Genomic DNA, 26,989 nt, shown 5'->3' with positions numbered 1-26,989 from the left:
GCTTTATAAGAGCCGATTTTTTTGAAGCAGTTCGCGTGAACAGGCAGACATCTTGGTGCACCGGCAATCATCAGCGCACGCATTTGGTTCCCACCGAATTGGAAACCACCGCAAAGACCTATGTTTCTACTCTTCCTGCTGTTGCAAGGTCCAGAGCTGCGCATAACGGCCTTGCCGCTGCAACAATTCACTGTGAGTTCCTTCTTCCACCACCTGACCTTTGTCCAGGACCACGATCTTGTCTGCATCAACCACTGTCGATAAACGATGGGCAATGACAATGCTGGTATGGCCGGTGGCGACTTCGCGCATGGCCTCAAGGATGGCCGTTTCGGCGTTGGAATCCAGCGCCGAGGTGGCTTCATCGAAGAGTAAAATCGGCGCACCTTTTAATAACACCCGCGCGATGGCGATACGTTGTTTTTCGCCACCGCTGACCTTCAGCCCGCGTTCGCCGACGATTGTCTTATCGCCCTGGGGCAGGCTATCGATAAAAGGTTTCAGGTGCGCCATGCGAATGGCGCGTTCAATCTGCGCATCGTCCGCCACCGGATTGCCGTAGGCGATGTTCTCCCGGATGCTCGTGTTAAACAGCACGGTATCCTGGGGCACCACGGCAATCGCGCGGCGCAAACTGTCGAGGGTCACCGCGCGAATGTCCTGACCGTCGATGGTGATACTGCCGCTATCAATATCATAGAAACGATACAACAAACGCGCGATGGTACTTTTGCCCGCACCGGACGCGCCCACAATCGCGACACGTGTTCCGGCGGGAATATGCAAATGAAAATCGCGCAGGATCGGGCGATCGCGATGATAGGAAAAATTAACCCCGGACCAGTGAATATCGCCCTGAGTGATACGCAGGGGTTGTGCAGTGGGCGCATCGACAATCCGGGCCTCGCGTTTCAGCAAACCGAGCATATTTTCCAGATCCGTTAACGCGCGGCGAATTTCCCGGTACACAAAACCCAGGAAGTTGAGCGGAATAAATAGTTGGATCATGTAGGCATTGACCATCGCCAGATCGCCCAGTGTCATTTGCTGATCCAGGACATTGACAGCCGCCATCCACATCATCGCTGTAATCGCCAGCGCAATGATCAATGCCTGCCCGGAATTCAGGGCCAACAAAGACAAACGATTTTTTAGTTTGGCCGATTCCCACTTCGCCAGAAAATCATCGTAAGTGCGTGCTTCAAATGCTTCGTTGTTAAAATATTTAACCGTTTCATAATTCAACAAGCTGTCAATCGCACGGGTATTGGTGGATGAATCTGCCTGGTTAGCTTCGCGCACAAAACGGTTGCGCCATTCGGTGGTCAGCACGGTAAAGAAAATATAGATCACCACCGCGACCAGGGTAATCACCGCATACCACACGGAAAATGCCAGCGCAAAGATGACCGCAACCATTAGAATTTCAAACAAGGTCGGTACGATGTTGAACATCAAAAAGCGCATTAAAAAACTGATGCCGTTGGTGCCGCGCTCAATATCGCGGCTGATGCCGCCAGTCGCACGGTCGAGGTGGAACGCAAGCTCCAATTGGTGCAGGTGTTTGAACACCCGCAAGCCAATGCGGCGCATCGCGTGTTCGGTGACGCGGCTGAAGAGTGCATCGCGCAGCTCGCCAAAGAAGACGCTGCCAAACCGCAAGGCACCGTAAAACAGAATAAAGGCGAGGGGTAACACCAGTTCCGGTTGCAGGCTGCGGTCGACGCCGTCGATGATGTGTTTGAGTGCCCAGGGCATCAACAAGGTCGCGCCCTTGGCGGCAATTAATGCGAGCACCGCGAGCAACACGCGGCCTTTAAAATCCCACAAATAGGGCCAGAGATAACCGAGGGTTTGTTTCAGGGAGGCGCGGGTGAGGGGAATATTTTCCGCCGCCGGTGAAGGATCGCTGTGCATGCCACGCATAGGGGAATCGCCGGAATCGTTGAGGTCAATGCGGCAGGACACCGCGCAGAAGCGCTTAGGTGGGGGCGGGTAGACTGATTACAACCCGCAGGCCGCCCAGCGGGCTATCGGCCAGGGTCAGTTCGCCCGCCAGGTGATCCACAATATCGCGCACGATACCCAGGCCCAAACCGTGACCGCTCACCTGTTCATCCAGCCGGGTGCCGCGGCTCAATACCTCGGCGCGTTGTTCACCGGCAATACCGGGTCCGTCGTCATCCACCGTGAGCGTAATGTTGCTGGCGGTTTTTTCGATGTGTAACGCCACGCGAGCTGTAGCCCATTTGCAGGCGTTATCCAGCAGATTACCGAGCAGTTCCAGTAGATCTTCGCGGTCCCAGGGCAAGCGCAGATCATCGGGAACCGTCTGCCAGTGCAACTGCAAGTCGCGCCCGTGGATTTGTTGCAGCGTGGCAAACAACAGCGGCAGTTCCTCTGCACAATGAAAGTGCGCGCCGGGCAGGACATCCCCGGCCAGACGCGCGCGACTTAATTCGCGCGTCAGTCGCTGCCGAATATTATTCAATTGCGTGCGCATGCTATCGACAATATCCGGATGCGCTTGCAACTCTGTGCGCGCATTGATGCTGAACAACACGGCCAGCGGCGTTTTCAGTGCGTGACCCACATTACCCAGCGCATTGCGCGAACGTTTGAGCGTGTCTTCCGTGTGCTGCAACAAGCGATTGATCTGTTGCACCAGGGGCGCAAGTTCTTCCGGCACCTGGTTATCCAGCTCGGTGCGCTGGCCCTGTTGTAATTGTTTGACCTGTCGGCGCACCACATCCAGGGGCTGCAAGGCACGCCGCACGATCAGGCGTTGCAATAACAGAATGATGACCAGTGCAATAACGCCAGCGCCCAAACCGATCCAGCGCAGTTGCTGAAAACTTTGCAACACCGGGGTGTAGTCCCGCGCAACAATGATGGCGAGGTCCTGGCCGAAGCGGCGATAGTTTGCGCGATACACCAATAATTTTTGCGTTTGCGGTCCGTCCGCCAGATCCGCTTGTAAACCGGCCTGGTCGGGCAAGGGCAGCACATGATCCCAGGCGGAGCGCGAACGTAAATCTGCGTTGGCAAGATCATCTAATGGTAAAAATTCAATACGAAAATAGCGACCGGAAAAAGGCCGTTGATAAACGGGCGAGAGGCGGGCTTGATTGAGCGTTATGCCATCGCCCGTGCGCATCAGTGCAGCGAGCAGATTGTCGGCATCCAGCTGTAATTCACTGCCCAGGTTACGCCGCAATCCCGCATCAAATAACCATAGGCTGGTTTGCGCCAACAGCAGTCCCACCAGTATCAAGACACTGGCCAGGCCAATACTGAGACGTTGTTGAATGGATTTCATAAAGCCAGGCCGGTGGCATTCCCCGCTTGCAAACCGTTAAATAAATAACCCTGGTTGCGGCGCGTTTCGATAACGGCTTTACCTAACTTGCGGCGCAGGTGATTCACATGCACTTCAATGACATTGGAGTCCCGCTCGGTTTCACCGTCGTACAAGTGCTCTAGCAATTGCAACTTGGACACAATTTGTTGCGGGTGCAACATTAAATAACGCAGCAAACTGAATTCGGCGGCAGTAAGGGTGATTTCCTTGCCGTTATGAAGCACCGATTGTTTGCTTTCATCCAGTTGCACACCACCCGCTTCCAGACGCGTTTGATTCGCCAGACCGTGGGCCCGGCGCAACAGCGACTGGATGCGCAATTGCAATTCTTCCGGATGAAAGGGTTTGGTGAGGTAATCATCGGCGCCGGCTTTCAAACCTTCGATACGCTCGGCCCAATGATCGCGCGCGGTCAAGATCAACACCGGTGTGGCCAAACCGCCGGCGCGCCATTCGCGCAAGACCTCCAGCCCCGGTTTACCGGGCAAGCCCAGATCCAGCACAATCAAATCGTAAGGTTCGCTGGCGCCTTGATACAACGCATCGCGGCCATCCGCCAGCCAATCCACCGCATAACCGGCGCGCCCGAGGTCCGCCAGTAATTCATCGGCCAAAGACACTTGATCCTCCACGATCAGCAAGCGCATTTAATCATCTTCCTCGTCTTTTAAGATGCGTCCATCGCGCGCGTCGATTTCAATATCGCGCACCGCACCACTGCGGGTAATTAATTCCACTTCGTAAACGTAGCGGCCGTCATCCTCCTCCAGTTCCGCCTCCAGTAAACGGGCACCGGGGTGGAGGGAGAGGGCGATGTCGAGCAGTTTTTCCAGCGCGAGAATCTCGCCCGCCTGCCGCAAACGCAATGCTTCCTTCGGCCCGATATCATCCGCTGCCGCCGTGAAGGCAACAGCGGTGATCAGCACAAATAACACGGCACGACGGACGGCTTTCATAGTATTGCATTAATCGTCTTGATGGTTTTTCAGGATCTCGCCCGTGGCGGCATCCAGCTCCAGATCCCACTCTACACCCTGGGCATCGCGCACTTCCAGCTCGTAGATATAACGGCCCTGTTTCTCTTCCAGTTCGCTGTCTTCGATGGTGGCACCGGGATGCTGCGCCAGCACGGCTTCGTTAAGTTTTTCAAAGGATTGAATGGTACCTGCACTGTGCAGTTTGACCACTTCATCCGGTGCGATATCCCGCGCTTGTGCGATACCGGCGGTCGTCGCTAAAAGGGTTGCGCTGAGTATTGCTGTTAACTTTGTCATACGATATCTCCTGATTGAATAAGTGTTGACGAGAATCAGGATATCGGGGGGAGCTTAATTCAAACTTAATTTTGGGTTGGGTTTAAAGATGGTTACTACAGTTACCAATTTATGAGGTTTTGGTAACTGTAGCGACCAGAGTGGGAAAATAGACGCTTTTTATAATCTCATTGTTCGATTTTGAAATAATACATCCTAAGGATAAATTTTATCAGTAGGGAATCTGCAACAAAATCAAAACCGAAAACTCTCTTCTCGTCAAACTGAAGTGTCAGATCTATAGCTCACCAACCATTGAATGAATTCGTTCTAGCAATGCATCGAAACTCGGTTGCTCTTGGTAATACAACGCAGACGTAGCCAGATAGCTTTCCTGGTACAACTTTCTCGTGGTTACGTCGGACAAAATGAAAGCTTCATTCTCTGCTATAGATATTTGATAATCTTCTTTGGGGAAGCGGGTAAACTTATGGGCATGGTATGCATCCGTACCAATAAATGATTGAACACTTTCATCTTCAAGCAAACAATATACATCGTAATAATGCCGCATAAAGTTTTTGGGCATTCCACCTCGCTCTTGCTGATTCCTATATTTGGTCGCTATCGTTTGTAGCTTTTCTACAAAGGTGTAACCTGGTTCATAGCAGGGGATCGCTTTGGCCAAATTATCTATGACGGGTACATTATGTTGTTTGGCAAAATCCAGCGCCCATGAACTGATATCGACTTTCCTATTAGGCGTGACGGTATCAAACCCTACCTCCAATAACACACCATCTTTAATACCAACAGAAATCGGATTGGCGCTGGAGTATTTCAAGCGAATACCCGCACTACGGAATTTTTCATCATCAAAGGTGTGATCTCTTACAACTTCATCAATACCGTTAATAACAATGTTCTGGGCAAGCTGATCATAAAAGGCTTTTCGACTTTCGCAGTGCTGATCTTTATTTTGATTTTTTCCGGTAGCCACCGTAATTCCAGCAGGTGGTTCAATACGAATATCAATATCTTCAGAGAAGCGATGAATAATCCTGAAACCTTTCGACAGGCTCGTTCCGCCTTTTAATTCAAATGAATAACCCTGCTGAGTCAAGCCATAAAGGCAATGCATAATCCAGTAGTCTTTTTCTACCAGATCTGGAGCAATGCCTTTTTCTTCAGCAACCGTGCGAATGAGATCTTTGTAATCTTCATGGTGATGCAAATAATCAAGCGGCATGTGTCACTGTCTTATTATCAATTGATGCAAATAATTTTCTGGCTCGAACACCGCCATAAAGTTGGGCTTCTTTCTTTAAAGAAGATGTGTCCATGTTGGCAGCTACATGGCTAACACGTTCCAACACAACATCCTGGTCTTCTGCCAATTTGTTTACGTTGTTTACCAAGTCGACCAATAGGAATTCTTTTGAAACTTCTTTGGGGAAGTAAGGCTTCATCTGAAAGTTGAAGGTGCGATTACCCAGCCTGAACTTGCCGTGGCGTTTTCGGTTGTAGACGACCTGCTCGTTGTAGAGCTGGGTTGTACCAACCCCTAACGCATTGTAGGCGTTCGAGGAAAATAATAAGAAGTCATCCGTTTTTAAGAAGGCTTCGACCAGCTTGTAATCCTCTGGTGCAGCTTTGCCAAAAGACGTTTTCTTGAGGTAGGCATAAACACCTTGGGAGACCTTCTGTAAGGTTCCCTCTTTTACCAACTGCTTCAAGTGGCGATCAACAGCATTACTCCACTGTGCCAAATCGGCCCTGCGGTATACCTGGCCTGGCTTTAAGTGCCGTTTTAACTCTTTCAATGCGGACATGTTCAAACCTGGGTAATTATCTTTACTGTACACAAAATACACAACGCATCCCGGAATGCCAAGTTTTTTATTAAAAATTCATGCATTACTTGTATGAAATCCGGATGAATATAACCTTTAAAACACATTCCCTCGGGCGCTTTGGACTCACATCAAAGCTTGCCAAATTTTAAAATCGGGTGAGCTTTAGACCCAGCCCCTCGCACTTCACCCCCATTTTCGGTATAAAAGCGAATTATTCTGCCAGCTGGACAGGCCTTTGAAGCCGCCTCCGGCTTCGACACAAGGACTCCTGTATGAAGCGCTTCCTGATCCTCGCCATCCTGATTGCTGCCGGCGTTTTCTTTGGCGGCAAGTTCTATTACGAATCCCAGATGAAAAAGAGCCTCGACCAACTGGTCCAGGCCGCACAGGTGGTGGGAGATTTCAGTTATCGCGATGTCAATGTGACCCACACCGGCGAAGCGCAGATAAATCACTTGCGTTTCCAGCCTCATGGGGCGAACGATGCGGTGCTGGTCAATCAGGTCAAGTTGCGCACCGGCAACGCACTGGGTTTGTTTTACCTGTCAGAAGACACAAAAAAGCAGCAGTTTCCCCAGCACCTGGGTGTGTCGGTCAGTGGGCTGCGGGTTCTAACTGGCGGCAGCGTGTATGGCAGTAGCCAGACCTTCAGTACGGCGCAGGGATTCGATGCGATGGGCTGTGGTAAGCGTCAAAAATTCAGCGGCCACGATCTGATGGATATGGGTTATGAAGAGCTGGTGATGAATATTGATCTGGATTACGAAATCATCGGCGACGGGCAAAAACTGCGCCTGTATGTCCGCAACCTTACCGAAGGGGTGGCACGCCTGGAGATCACCGCTGACATTCAACTCGGTGCCAGCTCCCGCTCTGCACACGTCATGGCTGCGACCTTTCCGCGCGCGGCGTTAAACAGCCTGGATGTTAAGTATGAAGATCTGGGTTACGCCGCGAACGTCATTAAATTCTGTGCGGCGGAAATGGGCATGACGCCTGCCGAGTACCGTACACATCATCTGGCAGCCTGGCAGGATTACTGGAACCGCCAGGGTATTGCTGTCGGCCCTAAAGTCGCTACGGCATACGAGAGTTTTATCCAGATGCCTGATCGTTTCAGTTTGTATTTATATCCCGCTACGAGCCTGTCCCTGCGTGATTTGTTTGAGACGCCGGCGAATATTTTAATTTACCGTTTGCAGGGCAACCTGGAAGTGAATGACGCACCGGTGGTCACGCTGGATCTGGTGGGTTTGACCGAAGAAGAGCAAGCGCAGATCGTGGCGCAGAAGGAAGCCGAGCAACAAGCGGTTGCGGCGGAGCCGGGTATCGATCCGAATTTATTATCTTTGGATAATCTGCAAGACCATCTGCGTAAAAGTGTGCGCGTGCGCCTGCACAACGGGAAAATCTATCGCGGTCAAATTCGTACGGTGGAAAATGGGCGCATTCAATTTCAACGCTTTGAACAGGGTGGGCATCTGGTGATGCCGATTCAACTGGATGATATCAAGGAGGTAAGGCTCACGGACTAACAGCACGATCAGGACCAAAAAAAATTCATCATCACAATAAAGACACAAGGACTCTATCCATGTTCACATCTACCTGGGTAAGCGGACGATACGTCCGCGCGTTGTTCATTATCGGCAGTTTACTACTCACCACGGCTGCACCCTCGGCCCAGACTACAACCGAAACACCGCTGCCACTGGAAGCTTTTTATCGCGATGAAGCGATAGATAATGTGAAGTTGTCACCAGACGGCACACACCTGATTGCGTTGCGCAATATCGGTGACGATACGGTGCTGATGACCCTGAACCTGAGCAGCGGTGAAATTTTTTATCCCACCAAAACCAATAACGAACAATTTAAATTTAACTGGGTGCGTTGGGCCAATAATGATCGCTTGCTGATGAGCCTGCGTTTTGACAGCCGCCGCGGTACGCATTTGCGTTTTACCGAAACCCGCCTGCTGGTGGTGGATGCAAAAAAGCCCTCCAAGATGATTACCCTGGTGCGCCCGGATGACGATGCCGATGGCTGGATCAGTCAATTCCAGGACAACATCATCAGCATCTTGCCCGATGACCCCGACCATATCCTTCTGAGTGTGGACCGCGAATTTCCCAATCACCAAACCGTCTATAAAGCCAACGTTAACAATGGTCGTTTGCGCCGGGTAAAAAAACACATGACGTCGGTGCGCTCCTGGATGGCGGATCAACAGGGCAACGTACGCTTGGGTGAAGGTTATAACGACCGCGACCGCAAGGTCAGTATCCGCGTGCTCGATCCACAGACCAACAAATGGACGGTGGCCTGGTCCTATGTGGTGTTTGATGAGCCCAGCATTAGTCCGCTCGGGTTCGGCAAAGATGGCAACACTTTGTATTTGCTGGCTGACCATGAAGGCAGGAAGGCGGTGTTTAAAGCGGATTTGTCCAAAGAAGGATATCCGATGGAGTTGATCCTGAGTAATCCTGAATACGATGTCTCCGGCAGTTTGATTTATTCCCCTGCCCATCGCGATGCCGTGGGCTTGTATTATCACGATAACGGTGGCAAAAGTATTTTCTGGAATCCTGAATTTACTGCCTTCCAGAATGGTATTGATAAAGCCTTACCCGATGCCGGGAATTACATCACCAGCTTTAGCGACGATGCGCGCAAATATATTTTGTTTTCGGTCGGCGATACACAGCCAGGCCAATACCTGTTTGGTGACCGCGATAAAAAGACCCTGGATTTTGTCGCCGATGTGTATCCGGAATTGAGCAATGGCGTGCTGGTGGAAAAAGAACTGGTGACCTACAAAGCGCGCGACGGTCTGGAGTTGGAAGGTTATCTGTCATTACCAAAAACCTTTAAGGACAAACCCATTGCCACGATTATCCTGCCTCACGGCGGCCCGATGTCGCGCGACGGCAAAGGCTACGATAGTTTCTCTGCCTATATGGCGAATCGCGGTTATGCGGTGTTCCAGCCTAACTTTCGCGGTTCCGCCGGTTACGGTCACGACTTTATGATGATGGCCGTGGGCGGCATGGGTCTGGCGATGCAGGATGACCTGGAAGATGCAGTAAAATTTTTAGTGGCTGAAAACATTGCCGATCCGAAACGCGTTTGCATTGCCGGCGGCAGTTACGGTGGTTATGCCGCGTTGATGGGCGCAACCAAAACGCCGGATTTATTTCAGTGTGCGATCAGTTTTGCCGGTATCTCCGACATCGTTAAATTGCGCAACACCGCGCGTTACTTTATCAACCGCAACGTGATGCGCGAGCAATTGGGCAACGATAAAAAGCAATTGCGTGAAACCTCACCCGCGCGGCTGGCAGAACGGGTAAAAATCCCGATCCTGTTATTGCACGGAGCGGACGATACGATTGTGCCGGTTGATCAAAGTCGCTTGATGGCGAAGCGTTTGAAGAAATACAACAAGGTGTATGAGTACATCGAATTGGAGGGCGGCAGCCATTATCTTGATTACTTGCCGCATCGCAAGCAAACCTTTGAAGCCATGGATGCATTTTTGCAGAAGTATTTGCCAGTGGATGCGCCGATTGGAAACGCGGCGCAGCAGGCGGGGATTTAAGTTTAATTGAACGCGATTTGTTGCGGGGGTTTCGCAATGAGCTGGTTGGGTGTCGGATTACGCTGCGCTAATCCGACCTACGGACAGCGCAACCCATGACGGATTTATAAATTCGCACAGGTAGGTCGGATTAGCGTAAGCGTAATCCGACACTATCACTCCACCAACCACGGCGGATCAATAACATCTCCACTGATCCGCCGCTCCAACCAATCCAGCGCCAGCTCAATATCCGGATTTTCCCTGATATGTTCGGGCATCACTTCCTGCCAGGTATCACCAACGCGCTCGGCAACCACGAACGTAAAGCTGTAAAAAGGCTCCTGCCCCATACGCAGGTCGGTAATCATCAGTTTCCCCTCGGCTTCACTCATCTTGAAAAAACCGTGGGTAAACCAGGCCATTCGTTCTGCGCCCCAATTACCGCGCACCGCCGTGAATAATGCTTCATTGCGTGGAAACATCTTTATGTTCAATTGCGGTGTCTTATCCAGCAGCGAATAAAATCCTTCACCGTAACCATCCGGGGTGATCACCAAAACCCGCCAGAGCAGGGTATTGAAGGGTGTTGCTGTCACCAGCCGTTGTTCAACATCAACCTGGTGTTGCGCAAGGTAATCATCGACGATGTTTTCCACGTACCATTGGGCTATCACCGTCCAGGCAAGATACACCGTACTCAACGAAAGCCCCAACGCATTCCAGCGCAAACCCGACGAGCGATAAAAAATCAGCGCCGCGATAATCCCGCACAACAGCGGCAAGGTGTAAAGCGGATCAATAATAAAGATGCTGCCGACACCAAAGGGATAATCGGTAAACGGCAAAGCCATCTGCGTACCGTAGATGGTCATAAAATCCAGCAGCACATGGGTAATCAGGATCAGCCAGATCGCCGCTAACCAGTGTTTGAAATCTTGTTTGCCGCCAGACAGTTTGCTAGTCAACCACGCCAGCACCGGCGACAACAACGTGAGATAAAACAGGGAATGACTCGCCGCCCGGTGAAAGGTCATATTGCGAATTGGATCGCCGTGATCAATAAAGGCATCCAGATCGGGCAGGGTGCCAAAGGCGGCACCGATCAACGCCGCCTTCCATACCGCCGTGCGCCGCCCCATGACGGCAATACCCACCGCAGACCCCAAGGCAGCTTGTGAAAGTGAATCCATGAAATCGTCCTGTGTGAAAAAATACCGCGCCGGGCATTATACGAAGCTGCACGGTTGTACAAGGTTCAGCTTCGTCAAATACTGTTGCGGCTGTGTAAATATCGCCTGCGTCGTGGATTTAGCGGGGCATTCGTGTTATTCAACGACTCAGACCTGAGACGAATCGACATGAAGACCGGACCCATGCTGACTATTTTGCTGTTTATCCTCCTGTGTTATCTCACGCTCTGCGCCCTGGCATTCCTGTGGCAGACGCGCCTGATCTTTCCGCGGACCACCGCCGACGACGCAACCTATAACCAATACGCGTCCCAGCACATTCACCTGCAACGTGATGATGTGCTCCTGAGTGGCTGGCGGCTGGAAGATCCCGCCGCTACAAACCAGGTGGTGCTGCTCTACTTTGGTGGCAATGGCGAGGATGTCATCAGCCTTTTGCCGATCCTGCAAAAACTCGGCGCGCGCACTATTTTTACCTTCAATTACCGGGGCTATGGCCGCAGTGAAGGTTCCCCGTCCCAAGCCGCGCTCTATGCAGATGCCGAAGCCATCTACGATGAGTTGAGCCGGCTGCATGATCCAGCGACGTCCCAGGTGGTGGTGATGGGCCGCAGCCTCGGATCGGCGGTGGCGGGTTACCTGGCAACCCAGCGCCGGGTCGACAAACTGGTGCTGCTGACGCCACTGAAAAGCGCCATCCAGAACGGTCAGCGGATGTTTCCGATCCTGCCGGTGAAGTGGCTCTTGCAACACCCCTTCGATCTCATCACCCACGCCGCACAATTCACCTGCCCGGTGTTGATGCTGATCGGTGACGCCGATGTGGTTATCCCGCCCAAGGATTCCCTCGCCACTTATGCTGCCATTCCGAGCCCCAAGGAGCTGCTGGCGTTGCCTGGGGTGGGCCATAACAATCTCTTCGATAATCCTAACGCCCTTAAAACCATCCGCGACTTTGTGCTTCGCTGACAGCTCACACCGCAACGGGTGCGTGCCCGAGCGACAAACAGGCACCAGTTTAGGTTCTCTGCGGAAAATGGCGCGACCATCCGGTTGATGTTGGGGATCATGGCCTGGCGGAGCTCCTCCGTTCCATGACTCTTCTAATAATCATAAAGGTGAAACGTTATGCGCAGATTAAACGCTTTGCTCGCCCTGTTGTTCCTCGGTTCCGCCATCTTCATGGCCGGTCATGCCACCGCCAAACCCTACAAGGGTGCGGAAATCTACTCCAACCAAAGCTACCACTACGGCCGCTATGAGATGCGGATGCGAGCCGCCAAAGGCAGCGGTGTGCTCTCCACTTTTTTTACCTATAAAAACGGGTCCGAGCAAAATGGTGTTTTTTGGGAAGAGATTGATATCGAAATCTTCGGCAAGAACAACGCCACCCAGTGGCAGAGCAACGTGATCATCGGCACCAACCGGCCCACTACCAAGACCGAAGGTGTGCACACCGCACCGGTGTCCCTTGGCGATGCTTACCATACCTATGTGCTGGAATGGACGCCGAACTACATCGCTTGGTTTGTGAATGGTGCCGAGATCCGGCGTATCAATGGCGGGCAGTTCGTCACCAGCCTGAACAGTCCCCAGAGCCTTCGCTTCAACCTGTGGGCTGCCAATATCCCGGAATGGGTGGGCCCGTGGAATCCGAACATCCTGCCGGTGTATCAGTTTGTTGACTACATTGAATACAAACCCTTTATCAGCGCGACCAACAGCTTCGGTGTGGGCTGGCGCGATGACTTCAACAGCTTTGACAGCAACCGCTGGGGCAAGGCCAACTGGACCTTTGGTGAAAACCTTGCCGATTTTGACCCGGCTAATGTGGTCGTGAAAAACGGCATTCTGGTTCTGGCGCTCACCCGTGAAGGGCAAACCGGCTACAACGGCAATCCGCCCACAGGCAGCGGCGGTGGAAATGGCAACGGCGGTGGCAGCACCTCCATTGTGATTGAAGCGGAAAATTTTAATGAAGTGGGCGGCAGCGTGCTCGCCAGCGGCGGCATTGTGGGTTATATCGACGCAGGCGAGTGGTTCAAGTACACCAATGTCAATATTCCCCAGAGCGGTACCTATCGTGTGGAATATCGCGTTGCCTCGGCGCTCACCACTGCACAATTTACCCTGGATCGGGACGGTGTTGGCCTGGGCACGATCAGTGTGCCCTACACCGGCAGCTGGGGCACGTATCAGGTGATTGCTCACAATATTTATCTGAATGGCGGTGTCCAGAACCTGGCGATCTACGCCAACAGCGGCGGCTTTAATATTGACTGGATTAAATTAACCCGGCTCTAATTATTCACGACAATTAATTAGAAGCCGTCTCAAAAATCAGCTGGCGAGACTCAGGCAAGGCGAAAAGTTGATGAGGAGCGTAGTTTACTTAAGTAAATGAGCACCGGAATCGGCTTTTCAACACAGCATCAGGCCGCCAGATGTTTTTTGAGATGGCTTCTACACGACCTTGCGGGATTGCACACGGGTGTCATCCCGCTTTTTTACCGAGAAGTCTATATGAAGCCTTACCTGTTTATTGTTTTATTGAGCGTTTTGTTTTCCAGCTCCGCGTTTGCCAAACCCTACAAAGGCGCAGAAATTTTTTCCACTGACAGCGTGCTCTATGGTCGCTATGAAATTCGCATGCGCGTGGCCAAAGGCAGCGGCATTTTGTCTACCTTCTTTACCTACAAAAACGGTTCCGAAATTGGTACTACCTTTTGGGAGGAAATAGATATTGAAGTCTTCGGCAAAAATAATGCGACCGAATGGCAGAGCAATATTATTCTAGGTAGCTCGCGCCCTACGATACAATCCGTGGAAGACCACAGCACCGAGGTTTCACTCGCCGATGCTTACCACACCTACTTGTTGGAATGGACACCGGATTACGTCGCCTGGTATCTGGACGGCGAAGAAGTGCGACGCATTAACGGCACCAGCACCGTCACCGGCCTGACCAACCCGCAAAGCTTGCGCTTTAATATCTGGTCCAGCGAATCGCCGGAATGGGTCGGCCCCTGGGATGATGCGATCTTGCCGGTCTATCAATACGTGAACTATATCGAGTATCAATCTTACAACACGGAAACCGGCGAATTTGAGCCTGCCTGGCGCGATGACTTCGACAGTTTTGATGCAACACGCTGGAACAAAGCCAACTGGACTTTCGATACCAATCGCGTGGATTTTTTACCGGAAAATGTGGTGGTTCAGGACGGAATTTTAATTCTTGCACTTACCCATGAAGATGCTGTTGGCTTCAGCGGCACACCGCCAGCCGACGAACCGGCCAGCAGTTCCAGCTCTAGTTCAAGTCTCAGCTCGCAAGCGGTGTCCAGTTCGTCTGTCAGTTCAAGCCCGGCCAGTAGCGCAGCCTCATCCAGTGAAGCCGGTCTGTCATCCAGCAGCGTATCATTGGCCAGCTCCAGCGCACCTCAGCGCGATGATACGGGTGGTGGCAGCGGCGGCGGCGCGCTGCATTGGTTAAGCCTGTTGCTGCTGATGTTATTGCCATTTCGCCAGGCGTACATCAAGCCTTAAACCTCGCATGGCGCAAACAGGTTGATGGATTAGCCGTGAACCTGTTTGCGAAACTCAGCCGCCGACATGCCGGCATAGCGTTTAAAAAAACGATTGAACGATGACTTACTGTTAAAACCGGATTCCAGCAAAATGTCAAAGATGGTCGTATCGGCGCGTTGCGGGTCTGACAATATTTTTTTGGCCCGCTCAACCCGATAGCGATTCACAAATTCAAAAAAATTTGTATTGAAATAATGGTTGAGGATATTCGAAACCTCACGGTAATGAATGCCCAAATGCCGCGCAAACTCTTCAATATTTAAATTCTGTTTCAGGTATAACTGCTCATCTTCCATAACCCGGCGAATCCGTTCGATCACATCCGCCGAGGGCTCGGCGGTAACGGCTGCGTCTTTTTCTTTCACCTTGCCTTTGGTTTGAATCAGTTGGTGTGCGTACAACAGGCTGTAAACAAACAGCGCGTTTACCAGTAAGAAAGTTATGTAGTTGTCAAAGATGCCAAAGGTATCCGCCACCCTGGTATTAATACTTTCACCCAACAGATGCACCACCAGGGACCATAACCAGTTCACGGCAAACCCCAAGGTCAGCAACAGCAACCCATAAGGCCCCTGCAAACTGAGGCTGGAATAAAATTCTTTTAATTGCTGCTTGTACTGACGAATCACCCACACCGCCGCAAAGGCATAAATCACCGGCAGGATTTTCAGGTAATCCCATAAATAATCTGTTAGCTGACTACTGAAAGGTGTGTAGCTTTCGGGGCGAAAACGCAGGCGGTCGCTGTCCAGGTTACCGATGATGATGAATCCCATCACCACCACCAGATTGAGCAAATGCGCGGCATGCCAGAGGCGCAGACGAAAGTTTTCCTGTGTAATCGCCATAACATACAAATACAGGCACACACTCTTGCCCACCACCGCCGCCGCCAGTCCCAGGGCCAGCAATGCTTTCGCGGCTGGCGTATGAAGCACGATGTAATCATTCCACAACAACAGATTGCACAAGGCCGTCAGCCCCACGCACACAAAAAAGCCGGATAACAGGTAACTACCGATGGCTTTTTGTTTGGAGAGCAACCACTGAAATACCACCAGCAACAAACACACCGCCAGGGTCAGCACAAGAATCAGATCGTGGATATTAAAGATGGGGGTCTTCATAGGTCAGGGCAGTTATCGTTATTAGAATAGTCCCCCGAATTATAGCCACTCCACCCACCAACACCAACCTTCACTTTCGGGAGCGGCGTAGGTCGGCTTAGCCAAAGGCGTAAGCCGACACGGTTAGGCAAAAACATTGCGGATCTTACTTACTAAAATAAATATCAACCAAGCCTGATTCAATTTGGTGAAGCACCATCAATGTTCTGAATCCTGCATTGGCGCCACTCGCACTGATCGCTTTGGTGAGGGATTCTGAGTCGAATGGTTCATTGGCGGCCACGCTCACGGATACCCGGCATACACTTGTTTTGCAAGCCGCTTCCGTAATCGATAACTCAGCCAGCTTTTCAGTGGATGAAAAGGTATCGTAAAGTTTGGTTTGCTGGGATGGAGCCCAGTTGTAGTCAATATTTTCTTCTGAAAAATTTTTCTTCATATCAGCCACACTGCTACCTGGATTTATATCGAATACTGGACGAAGATCACCTCGCTCTTCCGCTTCTCGTATCGCTTTTGCAGCAACCAGTTTGCGCAGCTCTTCATATTCGATGCTAACCATTTGCGGCTCCGTGGAGTCCGCATCCGGGCTTTGCTTTACCGCACCAGGAATTGTCGTTTTTGAGGTCTCAATATGCGTTGCTTTATGTTGTTTAAGAGAAGCAACCTGAGCTTCCAACTGCGCAATCTGTTTTTTCAACGCAAGCTTTTCAGCATCCGGTTTATTGGGCAGCGGCATAGCGATGGGATTATCGGTCGGTATCCTCATATCCGCTTGTGGATCCGCCGAAGGAGAAAAGGCACTGTGGGCAAAAAATCCCGCCGCGAACATAACTACACCCAATATCATTCCATACTTATTCATCGTCTTATCCTTTAACGGCTTGTTGTTTCCCATGACACCCGCGTATGGTGCGTGGGCAGGTTGTTATTTTTATCGCTGGGAATATAGTGGAATATTGTCAGTTTGACAAAGTGTCGACCGGCGCGCCGGTTGAATATCGCTGCCGATGTCCCCATCATTCCTTCTCCCCAGGTTATGCAGGAGCAAATCCCATCATGTCTTCTTTTCCGGTTTCCTTAGGCAAAGCGGTAATTCTCGCGGCCATGCTGTCGCTCTTGGCCGGTTGCGGTATCAACAACATTCCGACCATGGATGAGCAGGTAAAAGCTACCTGGTCGCAGGTAGAAAACCAGTATCAGCGCCGGGCGGATCTGGTGCCGAACCTGGTGGAAACGGTAAAAGGCTACGCGGCGCAGGAGCGTGAAACCCTGACCGCCGTGGTGGAAGCGCGAGCGAAAGTCGGCTCCATGCAGGTGGATCAGAGCGTGATTGATGACCCGCAAAAGCTGCAGCAGTTTGAACAGGCGCAAGCGCAACTGGGTAGTGCCCTGCAGCGTTTATTGGTCGTCGTCGAACGTTATCCGGATCTGAAATCCAACCAGAATTTCCTTGCATTGCAATCGCAGCTGGAAGGAACCGAAAATCGTATCGCAGTAGCGCGGCGCGATTACATTCAGGCAGTAGAGCGTTACAACACCGAAATCCGCACCTTCCCCGGCCGTATCTGGCACGGCATCCTGTATTCCGACCTTGAAATTCGCGAAGTGTACAAAGCCACCAGCGAAGGCGCGGATAAAGCCCCCGAGGTTAAATTCTGATGCGCCGTTTAGCGGCGGCCACATTGTTGCTGGCCTTTGTCTGCCAGATGACGTTTGCCCAGATTCAGTTTCCTGAATTAACCGGGCGCGTGATGGACAATGCCAACTTGCTCGACGCACAAACTGAACGCGAGTTAACCGAAATGCTCGCCGCCCATGAGCAGACCACCACCAACCAAGTGGTGGTGGTTACGCTCAATAATTTGCAGGGGCAGGTTATTGAAGATTTCGGCTACCAGCTGGGGCGCCACTGGGGCATCGGCCAAAAAGACAAAGACAATGGAGCGATTCTGCTTGTCGCCCAGGAAGAGCGACGCGTGCGTATTGAAGTCGGTTATGGATTGGAAGGCACCTTAACTGACGCGATATCCGCGAATATTATTCACAGCATAATCCTGCCCAAATTCAAACAGGCGCAGTTTAATGAGGGCATCAAGGAGGGCACCTACGCCATGATTGCGGCGCTGGGTAATGACTATGAAATGCGCGAGGTCTCGACCGGCAAAAAACGCCTGCCGCTGTTTATGATCTTTGTGATTATCGGCGTGGTCTTTTTATTAGCGATGATCTCCGGTGGCACGGGCGGCGGCTCACGCCGAGGTGCTTATTATGGCGGCCTCGGTGGTTTTGGTGGCGGTGGCGGCTTCGGCGGCGGAGGCTTCGGTGGAGGCGGTGGCGGTTTTGGTGGCGGCGGCGCTTCAGGAGGATGGTGATGACAATAATTAATCCGGACCAGCAACAAAGCGTGGCTGATCTTATTACCGATATTGAACAACATACCGACGCAGAGTTTGTCGCCGTGGTGGCGCGCCAGAGTGATGACTATCGTTATATCCCCGTGCTCTGGGCGGCGGCTATCGCGCTGTTGATTCCCTTACCGGTGCTGTTTATGCCCTTCTGGTTAACCACCGCCGATGTCGTGCTGGTGCAATGGTTGAGCTTTCTGGCATTGGTCGGTTTGTTTCGCATCCCCGCCTTGCGGATTCGATTGATCCCTAAAGCCGTGCGCTATGGGCGTGCGGCCAACATGGCGCGGCGGCAATTCCTAGAGAACAACCTGCATCACACCCGCGGCGAAACCGGGGTCTTGCTGTTTGTCTCAGAAGCGGAGCGCTATGTGGAAATCATTGCGGATCGCGGCATCAACCAACAAGTGGCACAAACCCAATGGCAGGGGTTGGTGGACGATTTTGTTGCGGCGGTCAAAGCAGGCAATACCCATGAAGGCCTGACCCACTGCATCAAAGGCTGCGGTGCAATCCTGCAACAACACGTACCGGCCACGCATCAGAAGAATGAATTACCGAACCACCTCATTCTTCTCTAACGCTTCGCTTGCTATTCTCCTAAACGCCCACCACAATACTGTACGAAAATACAGTATTGTGGTGGGTATTATGAATCACGACGATGACTTTACCGAGGCGGATCAATGGATCGTACCGCCCCTAAAAGCGCAAAAGGGTCGCGGCGCCGTCAGTAACCTGGCGGGCCGTTATGAAATTCAAACCACCGAAGCGGTGGATGACGGTTGGTGGCGCGACGAAGACGACAACGGCCAACCTGTAAAAACCTTTGTCACCAAAGAAGTGGCCAAAAGTATCCTCAGCCGCAACAGCTCTCCGGATTTACCCTTTAGCGTTTCGCTCAATCCTTATCGCGGCTGCGAGCACGGCTGCATCTACTGCTTTGCGCGGCCGACCCACGCTTACCTTGGTTTATCGCCGGGACTGGATTTTGAAACGCGTTTATATGCAAAGATCAACGCCGCCGAATTATTGCGACGCGAGCTGGCTAGCCCGTCCTATCAACCCAGCAGCATCGCCCTCGGTGTGAACACCGATGCCTACCAACCCTGCGACCGACACTTTCAACTGACCCGGCAGGTGCTGGAGGTGTTGCGTGAATGCGAACACCCGGTGGGGTTAATCACCAAGTCATCACTGATTGAACGGGACATCGACATCATTGCCGCTATGGCGGAAAAGCAACAAGCGGTCGCCGCTGTCACCATCACTACGCTCGATCACAACATTTCGCGCACCCTGGAACCGCGCGCGGCATCGCCCACCCGTCGCCTGCAAACTATCCGTAAACTTGCCGACGCGGGGATTCCCGTTGCCGTCAGCGTCGCGCCGATTATTCCGTTTGTGACCGAACAGGAATTAGAACATGTACTGGCAGGCGCCCATGAAGCCGGCGCGACCAGCGCCGGTTATACCGTGCTGCGCTTGCCCTGGGAGGTGAACCCGTTATTTCAACAATGGCTGGAAACCCATTTTCCGGAACGGGCAGAGCGTGTGATGAACCGCATTCGCGACATGCGCGGCGGAAAAGATTACGATGCGGAGTTCGGTTCGCGCATGCACGGCGAAGGCATGTGGGCCGATTTATTTCGCCAGCGTTTTCGTAAAACTGTCGCGCGCCTCGGGCTGGATCGCAACAGTCGTTATCATACGCTCGATGACTCGCGCTTTCGTAAACCAAAAGTCATTCCACCGCGTGCTAAAAAGCATGGTGATGGGCAACTGGACTTTTTTGGTTGATGCAGGGATCACCCGCCTTGTTGTGATACAAGTCACGGTACCATCTTTTGTTATAACCGCGCGATTTACGCGCCCGGTTCGCTATCGCAAAATTCCGGTCCACGATCTAGCAACAACCACAATACAGCCACAGTAAGGGACCACGATGCCTGAAATATTCTTTCCTTCCCAGACTCTCTCCGCGCAGCAACTCTTTGGTAAAGATGCACCTATTGCAGCAGGACTTGCGCGCAACAACGCATTAGCCTGCAATGAATTCACAGCCAATATGCCCTACTGCCTCGCCGATAAAGGCGCGCATCCCGAAAGCCGGATGATCACGCTGACGCTCAGCAGCCTGCCCGAAGCACCGCGCAATCAATTAATGTGTACCATCGACACCTTTGGTGATTTCACCCCGACATTGGCTGCGTTTTACGATAAGCACCTGGCTTTTCTAAACCTGCAAAATACTGGCAGCCTCCTTGGCGCCGGTGCTACCGCCAGCGAAGTGCGCCTGACCGGCTTTCAAAAAGCTCTGTTCAACTATCAAAATGCGCTGATGGCATTACACAAGCACAAAGGCGTTGGCCGCGGACCCAGCGCTACCAAAGCGGATCTGAAAAGCAAAGCCCGGCTGGCGTACAATGAACTCCAAACCAAGTACCATGCCGAACTCAATAAACTCGCCTCACCCAACAGCCTCGGCAAGAATCGCGGCAACGCCCTCTCCGGCGCTGATCGAGGTATCACCCTTGCACAACGTCGCGGGCGTGGTATTAATGTGGCGAGCAACGCGCAGGCGACACAAATTGCTACGTTGGCAAAAGGTATCTCCTATGCGGGTAAAGGTATGGTTGCGCTCGATGCCGGGATACGGATTAATCATGTGCACAGTACTTATCAGCAAGGTGGGAATTGGCAACGGGAGGCGGCGATACAGGCAACGGGGTTTGGTTTGGGAGGGATAGCGGGTATTAAAGTTACCGGCGCCGTCATTACAGGATTGACTACCATCGGCTTAGGTTTAACGCCCATAGGCTGGGTGGTTTTGATTGGAGTTGGTGTCACTGCCGGCTTTACAGCTGCTTACGCAGCAGACACATGGGGCAAGAATTTTACGGCCAATCTCTGGGATAGATGATGAACGAATATGTCGCTCAACCGATGAATGCCTGGTTTATGTGGTTTTTTGGCATTGGCGCCATCAGTACTTGCTTTTTATGGTTAACATTTGCCCAATTTACGATGAGACGCATAGAGAAGCAGTTCAAACTGGATGGAATTCCCGTTGGCTTTTTATGGGATGGATTAGGTGGGCGAATCGTTTTCTATGCTTATGCGATTTTATTTCCCGAAAGGTGGGCATTACGTATTGAACGTTTAATTGACGTTCGTCTTGTCCGAAGCTACGCCACCAAAGCAGATTGGTGGCGTAGTTGTATTTTTGTAATAACAAGCCACATGTGGCTGGGAGTTGTGTTTTTATCCTTAGCTTTAGGCTTGGACGCTTAGCTCATATCCATCAAATTAATTGGGATTGCCCTCGTCTACACTACTTAAGAATGCAAGCAGCGTTCAGGCACAAAAGTTTTATAAGAACCTTTTAGCGATTACCATAGCCAGAAATTTCACCCATCTGCGCCCAACGGAAATTCCATGTCCCAACCACCGCAACGCCTCTGCCACACACACACCTTTGACCAGCACAATCCTCTCGCCGAAAAAAATACGCTGCGCGCGCTGATCCTGACGATTGTCATGATGGTGATTGAAATCACTGGCGGCTGGTATTTCAACTCCATGGCGCTGCTGGCGGATGGCTGGCATATGAGTTCACATGTGCTCGCCCTGGGTTTGGCGCTGCTGGCGTACAAACTGACGCAACGGTTTGCGGGCGACGTGCGTTTTACCTTTGGGCCCTGGAAGATCGAAGTACTCGGCGGTTACACCGGCGCTATCTTGTTGTTGATGGTGGCGCTGTTGATGTTTTATCACTCCATTGAGCGGCTGTTGTCACCGGGCGAGATTCATTACAACGAAGCCATCGCCATCGCCATCCTTGGTTTGGTGGTTAATCTGATTTGCGCCTGGTGGTTGAAGGACGGGCACAGCCATGGCCACTCGCACGATCATTCTCACGATCACAGCCATCACAGCCACAGCCATCATCAGGATCTGAATTTGCGTTCCGCTTACCTGCACGTCATCACCGATGCCGCCACGTCGGTGTTGGCAATTATTGCGCTGATCGGCGGCAAGCTCTGGGGTGCGGCCTGGCTCGACCCGGTGATGGGCATTGTCGGCGGTATTCTTGTGGCGGTGTGGGCGATTGGCTTGTTAAAGGAATCCGGTCGCGCACTGGTGGATGCAGAGATGGGCGCGCCTATTACTGATGAAGTACGTGAAGTGATTGCTGAAAGTCCGATAAAAGCCGAGATTGTCGACCTGCATGTGTGGCGAGTTGGGAGAGGTAGCTACGCGTGTATTTTGAGTTTGCATACCGCGGGCGATGTCTCGCCGGATTATTTCAAAGAGCTACTTGGCGTTCATGAAGAGTTGGTGCATATAACCATAGAGACATATGCGACCCAGTCAAAGCCGTTATCCGATACTTGATAGCCAAAGTAATTAACGGCGCGCAAGCTCGCTCAACCGATGATAAAGCCGCGAGAAAGGCGTAGCCGTCAAGCCGTGTACGAAGATCGAAGCCACCACCAACAGACTCACAATGGGCCAGAGTTGCGGCCAAAGTGGTGTTGACGGGGCGTGATGGTGAGCCAAAGCCACGTAGTAGAGCGCCGCTACGCCAATCGGACCAAACCAGCCACTGAAGGCGCCGTCGCGGCGGCAGGGAAGATCGCGGAAGCGACCGCCGAGCAAAAGAAACAGGGGCAAACGCCGCAGTAGTAACAGGCTGACCACCAGGGCCACACCGCCCCAACCCAGGGCTACCCATGCCTGCCAGGGAATCATCAGGCCAAGCAGCAGAAACACCGGCGATGTGAAGAAGCGGTCGTAGCCTTCCACCACATACTCTTCTTCATGGCGTTGATTCACATCCACCTGCTGGTCAAACGCCAGCCCTGCCACAAACACTGCGAGGATGCCGTTACTGCCCATCAACTCAACCGCTGCCAGGGTGGAGAAGGCCAGCGCCGTGGTGAACATCAGGATGGATGAATGCTCAATCAGGTGATGATCTTCTGCTTTGCGCAGCAAGAAGCCTGCGCCATAGCCAATGACGATCCCCATGGCGATGGCATTCAATACGTCGCTGAACAATATGTCCAGCAGGTGCACTGTCAGCGAAGCGCTCGCGTTGTCGATAAACGGAAAGCTGGCCCCCATAACAAACAGAAACCCGAGGCCGTCGTTAGCGCCGGACTCACCGGAGATGATGCGGCGCAGATAGGCAGGTAAGGTTTTATCCGCCACGGGGCCGGTGATCAGGCTGGAAGCAACCACCGGGTCGGTCGGGGTGATGATCGCACCCAGCAGCAGCGCAAGGGTCATTGAAACGCCCATGATGCCCTGGATCAGGACGCTGCTGGTCAGCCACATAAACGGCATACCCAGGCCTAACACCAACAGCAGTGATCGCCAATGGTGGACGACATAGTTCTTGGGCAGCCGCAGCGCCACCCCCATCAAGCCAATCGCCAGAGACAAGCGGGCCACCTGCTCCAGTACCGCCATCGGCTGGCCCCACTGATCCGGTATAAACCAGCCGAAGCCTACCGGCCCCACAGCCACACCGACCAGCAACAGGGTGATCGCATCGGGAATGCCGTGCAGCTTGAGCCAGCGGGACAACAAACCCAGCACAAGCGCGCCGCCCGCGACAATCAGTAAACCCAAGTCAAAGGTATGCATCGTATGCCTCCGTTGCGTAATCTGCATCCGTTTGACAAAAAAAATCTCCACGCGCGCAAACGCATGGAGAATTTTTCCGTAGCCGCTTAATACTCAGCGCAATTAAAATCCTTTATGTTTACTCACCCAAGGCGAGCGACATAAACGGCAATTATTGCCCATAAACATACCACGGCCGGCGGCTGTCTGATCATCTTTCAACATCCAGTTCAGCCAACCTACCGCGACAATACCAAACTCGCCGCCATTATCCTGGAAGTAGGCATCGCCATGACCAATCGGATAATTGGCGTGGTATATCGGTACGTTGTTGACTTCATCGTATTGCTGCAAACCAGGATTGTAGGCCACGTCGCTTTGGTCTCCGTTGAAGATGGCGAGGGGTGAATGGAAACGCGGATAGTAATTGAAACGGTCGCCATAGATCGCGATGCCGCTGTTTAAGGCCACCGCTGTATCAACGCGCGGATCTACCGCCGCGTAGTGCGCCATGCCACCACCGCAAGACCAGCCCATGGTGCCAATTTTTTCCACATTGAGTTTTCCATACAACGGACTGCATTGGCGGCTGTTCTCTGCAATCGCCCAATCAATGGCTTTTACCAACTCTGTCTCATGTTGATCATTACTGCCCGAGCCAAACGGCCCACCGTTGGCAATCACCAGATAACCGTGCGAAGCGATTTGCAGCAGAAAATCCGCTTGTTCAGTACCCACATTTGAACAGGCACCATTGCCCCACACAACGATAGGCATATTGTCGGCGCGCGCCAGATCCGGCCGATAGATCGTGTGGTTCGGCAAAGTTTGCGTTGCGTGTTCAATGGCGTAACCAAACGGACCCGAAGGCGGATTGCGTTGCTCCTGGCGAGTGATAGCCCGGTTGTAATCTATCGGCGTCGGTGTCTGACGTTCTGCAGCCGTACATTCCGGCTCGTCTCCACCAGTAAACTCACCGCCATCATTGGAATAAATGGCAAAGCCGCTAATGGTGGCATTGTCGACCAATGTGGTCAGGTCGATGGTGAGATTCCCATCGGTGACCGCGATGTTTTCAACCAGCTCTTCATAAGCACCGTCGTGGCCGGCCATGCTAAACAAATCAAAATCAGAGAGGATAGCTTGCCCTTCCACACTGAGATTAAACACCCGCGCACCCGCCGCGTTGTGATAGACCTCGGCGAAGTGCAACAGGATGCTGTAAGTCGCATTGCTCACTGGAATTTCATAACGATAAGTGCCGTAACGTTCGGATTGATACAGCGTATCCTCCGTCGTGCCACTAATCGGGTCGCTGACGATTTGCGTCATCCCACCGGAAGCAAAACGATCCGGCTGATAGACCACACCATCCAGCGTAGCCGCCACAGAATTACCGGCGTTAACGGCGTACACCAACACATCACCCGAAGCAGAACTGTTTGACGCCGCGCTGCTTGAACTCATTGAACTCATCACTGAACTGGCCGGCATTGAACTGACGGAACTGGACGAACTGCTTACTGAACTGCTGGTGCCACACACCACGCCGCCAGCATTACTCGGTTGGCTGTTGCATGTGCTATTGCTGATGCAACTTTGAGAATTTTCCCAACCCCAACCGCTTTGGGTCGTTACACAACTGGGATACAAGGTGCCGTACCAATTACATTGACACTGACCACCGTTACTCACACTGCTGCTCGTGGTAGCCGTGCTGCTGGCCGTACTACTGGCAATGCTGCTGGCAACACTACTGTTAGCACCGCTACTGTTATTACCACCGCCGCAATTCCCACTAAAGCAATCAGATGTATCACCAAAACCGATAACGCCATTGCAGTGCATCCATTCACTGTTGCCGCCGCCACCGCAAGAACCATTGGCATAAAGGGCGGTGTTGTAATCCATATCCTCCGCCTGGCGCGTTTCACCATTCACCTGGATGTAATCAACCTGCACATCGCGATCACCGGAATCGTTAGCGTATTCGATATTGATATCACCGGATGCGCTACCGCTGTAAACGTAGTTTTGATAACTCGTGCTCAAGGTCCAGCTTTGCACCGTAGCGCCCCCGACGCGCAACGCAATTTGTTCAGCGCCTGTCGTTCCCCGTGCACGAACCGTAATACCAGCACCGTTACCGGTGCTGCTCGTCGCAGAAGAATTATTGGCCGAGCTGTTGCCCGAATTATTATTACCTTCGCTAACCGTGATATCCGAATTGCCGCTGCTTTGATAACCCTCGGTAGCCAACACCATGTAATCATGGTTACCCAAATTCAAACCTTTGCTGCGCCAGAAATTCACGTGATTGGCAAAAGTGATCGTGCCGGAAATATTGCCAAAACCTTTTTTGGGCGAACGCACACTGAAGTATTGATAAAACGTAGTCCGGTCGCCTTCGATAGACGGCTGATTCACGCGCTGACAGCGACGCACATTGTAAGTCGCACCATCACTTTGAAAGCTGCCGTAATCCGTGCCGCCATTGCAGGACGACGGGTTATAGGAACCGTAACTTTCAATCACGTAGTATTCAATTAACGGACTTCTCGTCCAGCCATACAACGCTAAATAGGTATTCTGGTTATTGCTGCCGCCGTAATAGCCCGAGTAGTTAACCACCTTCGAACTATTACCCGGATTCCAGCCTTTGCCGCCAACCCAGTTGTTTGTGCTGTTATTCCATTGCGAGGAATAACGACCACCGGGATGCAACGTCATGGAAGCGCTGCCCGAATCCTTCCAGAACGAATAATAAAAACCACTGTGCGTACCGGTGGAATTTGACGTAAGTGTTTGCGCGTTAACCGCCGATGAAAATAACGCTGCAAGACCAATAGCAACCAGACCTTTCCTGGATATTTTTTTCAACGATGCAAGTTTCATTGAACATGACCTCCTGAATAATCAACCGCCATAAATTGATCGAGCGCCAGACGACTGCTGGTTACGGAAACTGACTGACGAATTCGAAGCT

24 protein-coding genes are annotated in these 26,989 nt (G+C 52.2%); 12 read left to right on the top strand and 12 right to left on the bottom strand.

Features of this window, described 5'->3' with window-relative positions; all coding sequences use genetic code 11:
- Positions 1 to 126: 126 nt before the first annotated feature.
- The 7 genes from ACSV5M_RS01815 to ACSV5M_RS01785 form a co-directional block, all read right to left on the bottom strand.
- The gene (locus tag ACSV5M_RS01815; RefSeq protein ID WP_439173756.1) at positions 127 to 1,926 is read right to left on the bottom strand and encodes an ABCB family ABC transporter ATP-binding protein/permease; all 1,800 of its coding nucleotides are present in this window, start codon (positions 1,924 to 1,926) and stop codon (positions 127 to 129) included.
- Positions 1,927 to 1,981: 55 nt separating this feature from the next.
- Entirely contained in the window at positions 1,982 to 3,319 is a 1,338-nt protein-coding gene (locus tag ACSV5M_RS01810) for an ATP-binding protein (protein ID WP_439173755.1), read from the bottom strand.
- A complete protein-coding gene (locus ACSV5M_RS01805; protein ID WP_439173753.1) occupies positions 3,316 to 4,008 on the bottom strand; it encodes a response regulator transcription factor in 693 nt (230 codons plus the stop codon). The genes ACSV5M_RS01810 and ACSV5M_RS01805 overlap by 4 nt, the downstream gene beginning before the upstream one ends.
- Positions 4,009 to 4,317, bottom strand: a complete 309-nt coding sequence (locus ACSV5M_RS01800; protein ID WP_439173752.1) for a PepSY domain-containing protein — start codon at positions 4,315 to 4,317, stop codon at positions 4,009 to 4,011.
- A gap of 9 nt (positions 4,318 to 4,326) precedes the next feature.
- On the bottom strand, positions 4,327 to 4,635 hold the full coding sequence (locus ACSV5M_RS01795) for a PepSY domain-containing protein (protein ID WP_439173751.1): 309 nt from the start codon (positions 4,633 to 4,635) through the stop codon (positions 4,327 to 4,329).
- A 277-nt stretch (positions 4,636 to 4,912) separates the two neighbouring features.
- Positions 4,913 to 5,863, bottom strand: coding sequence for a nucleotidyl transferase AbiEii/AbiGii toxin family protein (locus ACSV5M_RS01790; RefSeq protein WP_439173749.1), 951 nt, complete (start codon positions 5,861 to 5,863; stop codon positions 4,913 to 4,915).
- On the bottom strand, positions 5,853 to 6,446 hold the full coding sequence (locus tag ACSV5M_RS01785; protein ID WP_439173748.1) for a DUF6088 family protein: 594 nt from the start codon (positions 6,444 to 6,446) through the stop codon (positions 5,853 to 5,855). The genes ACSV5M_RS01790 and ACSV5M_RS01785 overlap by 11 nt, the downstream gene beginning before the upstream one ends.
- Positions 6,447 to 6,742: 296 nt before the next feature.
- Here ACSV5M_RS01785 and ACSV5M_RS01780 point away from each other — a divergent pair, with 296 nt between their 5' ends.
- Both ACSV5M_RS01780 and ACSV5M_RS01775 read left to right on the top strand, forming a co-directional pair.
- Positions 6,743 to 8,005 (top strand): hypothetical protein, encoded by a 1,263-nt coding sequence (locus ACSV5M_RS01780; protein WP_439174027.1) that lies wholly within the window; start codon positions 6,743 to 6,745, stop codon positions 8,003 to 8,005.
- 59 nt (positions 8,006 to 8,064) lie between these two features.
- Complete coding sequence (locus ACSV5M_RS01775; protein ID WP_439173747.1) at positions 8,065 to 10,071, top strand: alpha/beta hydrolase family protein; 2,007 nt, start codon at positions 8,065 to 8,067, stop codon at positions 10,069 to 10,071.
- Between the two features lie 155 nt (positions 10,072 to 10,226).
- Here the strand turns inward: ACSV5M_RS01775 and ACSV5M_RS01770 are convergent, their stop codons facing one another.
- On the bottom strand, positions 10,227 to 11,243 hold the full coding sequence (locus tag ACSV5M_RS01770; RefSeq protein ID WP_439173745.1) for a metal-dependent hydrolase: 1,017 nt from the start codon (positions 11,241 to 11,243) through the stop codon (positions 10,227 to 10,229).
- 168 nt (positions 11,244 to 11,411) lie between these two features.
- Between ACSV5M_RS01770 and ACSV5M_RS01765 the strand changes: the two genes are divergently transcribed.
- The 3 genes from ACSV5M_RS01765 (at position 11,412) to ACSV5M_RS01755 (ending at position 14,792) form a co-directional block, all read left to right on the top strand.
- A complete protein-coding gene (locus tag ACSV5M_RS01765) occupies positions 11,412 to 12,212 on the top strand; it encodes an alpha/beta hydrolase (protein ID WP_439173744.1) in 801 nt (266 codons plus the stop codon).
- Between the two features lie 159 nt (positions 12,213 to 12,371).
- On the top strand, positions 12,372 to 13,547 hold the full coding sequence (locus ACSV5M_RS01760) for a family 16 glycosylhydrolase (RefSeq protein WP_439173743.1): 1,176 nt from the start codon (positions 12,372 to 12,374) through the stop codon (positions 13,545 to 13,547).
- A gap of 219 nt (positions 13,548 to 13,766) precedes the next feature.
- Positions 13,767 to 14,792 (top strand): family 16 glycosylhydrolase, encoded by a 1,026-nt coding sequence (locus ACSV5M_RS01755; RefSeq protein ID WP_439173741.1) that lies wholly within the window; start codon positions 13,767 to 13,769, stop codon positions 14,790 to 14,792.
- Positions 14,793 to 14,821: 29 nt separating this feature from the next.
- Here the strand turns inward: ACSV5M_RS01755 and ACSV5M_RS01750 are convergent, their stop codons facing one another.
- Together ACSV5M_RS01750 and ACSV5M_RS01745 are read right to left on the bottom strand one after the other, a co-directional pair.
- Positions 14,822 to 15,961: a helix-turn-helix domain-containing protein gene (locus ACSV5M_RS01750; RefSeq protein WP_439173740.1), complete on the bottom strand. Its 1,140-nt coding sequence runs from the start codon at positions 15,959 to 15,961 to the stop codon at positions 14,822 to 14,824.
- A gap of 145 nt (positions 15,962 to 16,106) precedes the next feature.
- On the bottom strand, positions 16,107 to 16,826 hold the full coding sequence (locus ACSV5M_RS01745) for a hypothetical protein (RefSeq protein WP_439173738.1): 720 nt from the start codon (positions 16,824 to 16,826) through the stop codon (positions 16,107 to 16,109).
- Positions 16,827 to 17,020: 194 nt separating this feature from the next.
- On the opposite strand from ACSV5M_RS01745, the gene ACSV5M_RS01740 reads away from it, so the two are divergent.
- The 7 genes from ACSV5M_RS01740 (at position 17,021) to dmeF (ending at position 22,767) form a co-directional block, all read left to right on the top strand.
- Positions 17,021 to 17,623, top strand: a complete 603-nt coding sequence (locus tag ACSV5M_RS01740) for a LemA family protein (RefSeq protein WP_439173736.1) — start codon at positions 17,021 to 17,023, stop codon at positions 17,621 to 17,623.
- Positions 17,623 to 18,336 (top strand): TPM domain-containing protein, encoded by a 714-nt coding sequence (locus tag ACSV5M_RS01735; protein ID WP_439173735.1) that lies wholly within the window; start codon positions 17,623 to 17,625, stop codon positions 18,334 to 18,336. Before ACSV5M_RS01740 ends, ACSV5M_RS01735 begins: the two co-directional genes overlap by 1 nt.
- The gene (locus ACSV5M_RS01730; protein WP_439173733.1) at positions 18,336 to 18,950 is read left to right on the top strand and encodes a TPM domain-containing protein; all 615 of its coding nucleotides are present in this window, start codon (positions 18,336 to 18,338) and stop codon (positions 18,948 to 18,950) included. The genes ACSV5M_RS01735 and ACSV5M_RS01730 overlap by 1 nt, the downstream gene beginning before the upstream one ends.
- A 70-nt stretch (positions 18,951 to 19,020) precedes the next feature.
- On the top strand, positions 19,021 to 20,169 hold the full coding sequence (locus ACSV5M_RS01725; protein WP_439173732.1) for a PA0069 family radical SAM protein: 1,149 nt from the start codon (positions 19,021 to 19,023) through the stop codon (positions 20,167 to 20,169).
- Positions 20,170 to 20,314: 145 nt separating this feature from the next.
- Positions 20,315 to 21,292 carry a hypothetical protein gene (locus tag ACSV5M_RS01720; protein ID WP_439173730.1) on the top strand — a complete coding sequence of 326 codons (978 nt, stop codon included), beginning with the start codon at positions 20,315 to 20,317 and terminating at the stop codon, positions 21,290 to 21,292.
- Positions 21,292 to 21,663 carry a hypothetical protein gene (locus ACSV5M_RS01715; protein ID WP_439173729.1) on the top strand — a complete coding sequence of 124 codons (372 nt, stop codon included), beginning with the start codon at positions 21,292 to 21,294 and terminating at the stop codon, positions 21,661 to 21,663. Before ACSV5M_RS01720 ends, ACSV5M_RS01715 begins: the two co-directional genes overlap by 1 nt.
- A gap of 144 nt (positions 21,664 to 21,807) precedes the next feature.
- Positions 21,808 to 22,767, top strand: a complete 960-nt coding sequence (gene dmeF, locus ACSV5M_RS01710; RefSeq protein WP_439173728.1) for a CDF family Co(II)/Ni(II) efflux transporter DmeF — start codon at positions 21,808 to 21,810, stop codon at positions 22,765 to 22,767.
- 12 nt (positions 22,768 to 22,779) lie between these two features.
- On the opposite strand, the gene ACSV5M_RS01705 is transcribed toward dmeF, so the two are convergent.
- Positions 22,780 to 24,024 carry a cation:proton antiporter gene (locus ACSV5M_RS01705; protein WP_439173726.1) on the bottom strand — a complete coding sequence of 415 codons (1,245 nt, stop codon included), beginning with the start codon at positions 24,022 to 24,024 and terminating at the stop codon, positions 22,780 to 22,782.
- A 102-nt stretch (positions 24,025 to 24,126) separates the two neighbouring features.
- A complete protein-coding gene (locus tag ACSV5M_RS01700; protein WP_439173725.1) occupies positions 24,127 to 26,898 on the bottom strand; it encodes a glycoside hydrolase family 11 protein in 2,772 nt (923 codons plus the stop codon).
- Positions 26,899 to 26,989 lie beyond the last annotated feature (91 nt).

It is taken from the genome of Cellvibrio sp. ARAG 10.3, assembly GCF_051846955.1.
GTDB lineage: Bacteria > Pseudomonadota > Gammaproteobacteria > Pseudomonadales > Cellvibrionaceae > Cellvibrio.
This window is presented reverse-complemented; position numbering and strand designations above follow the sequence as displayed.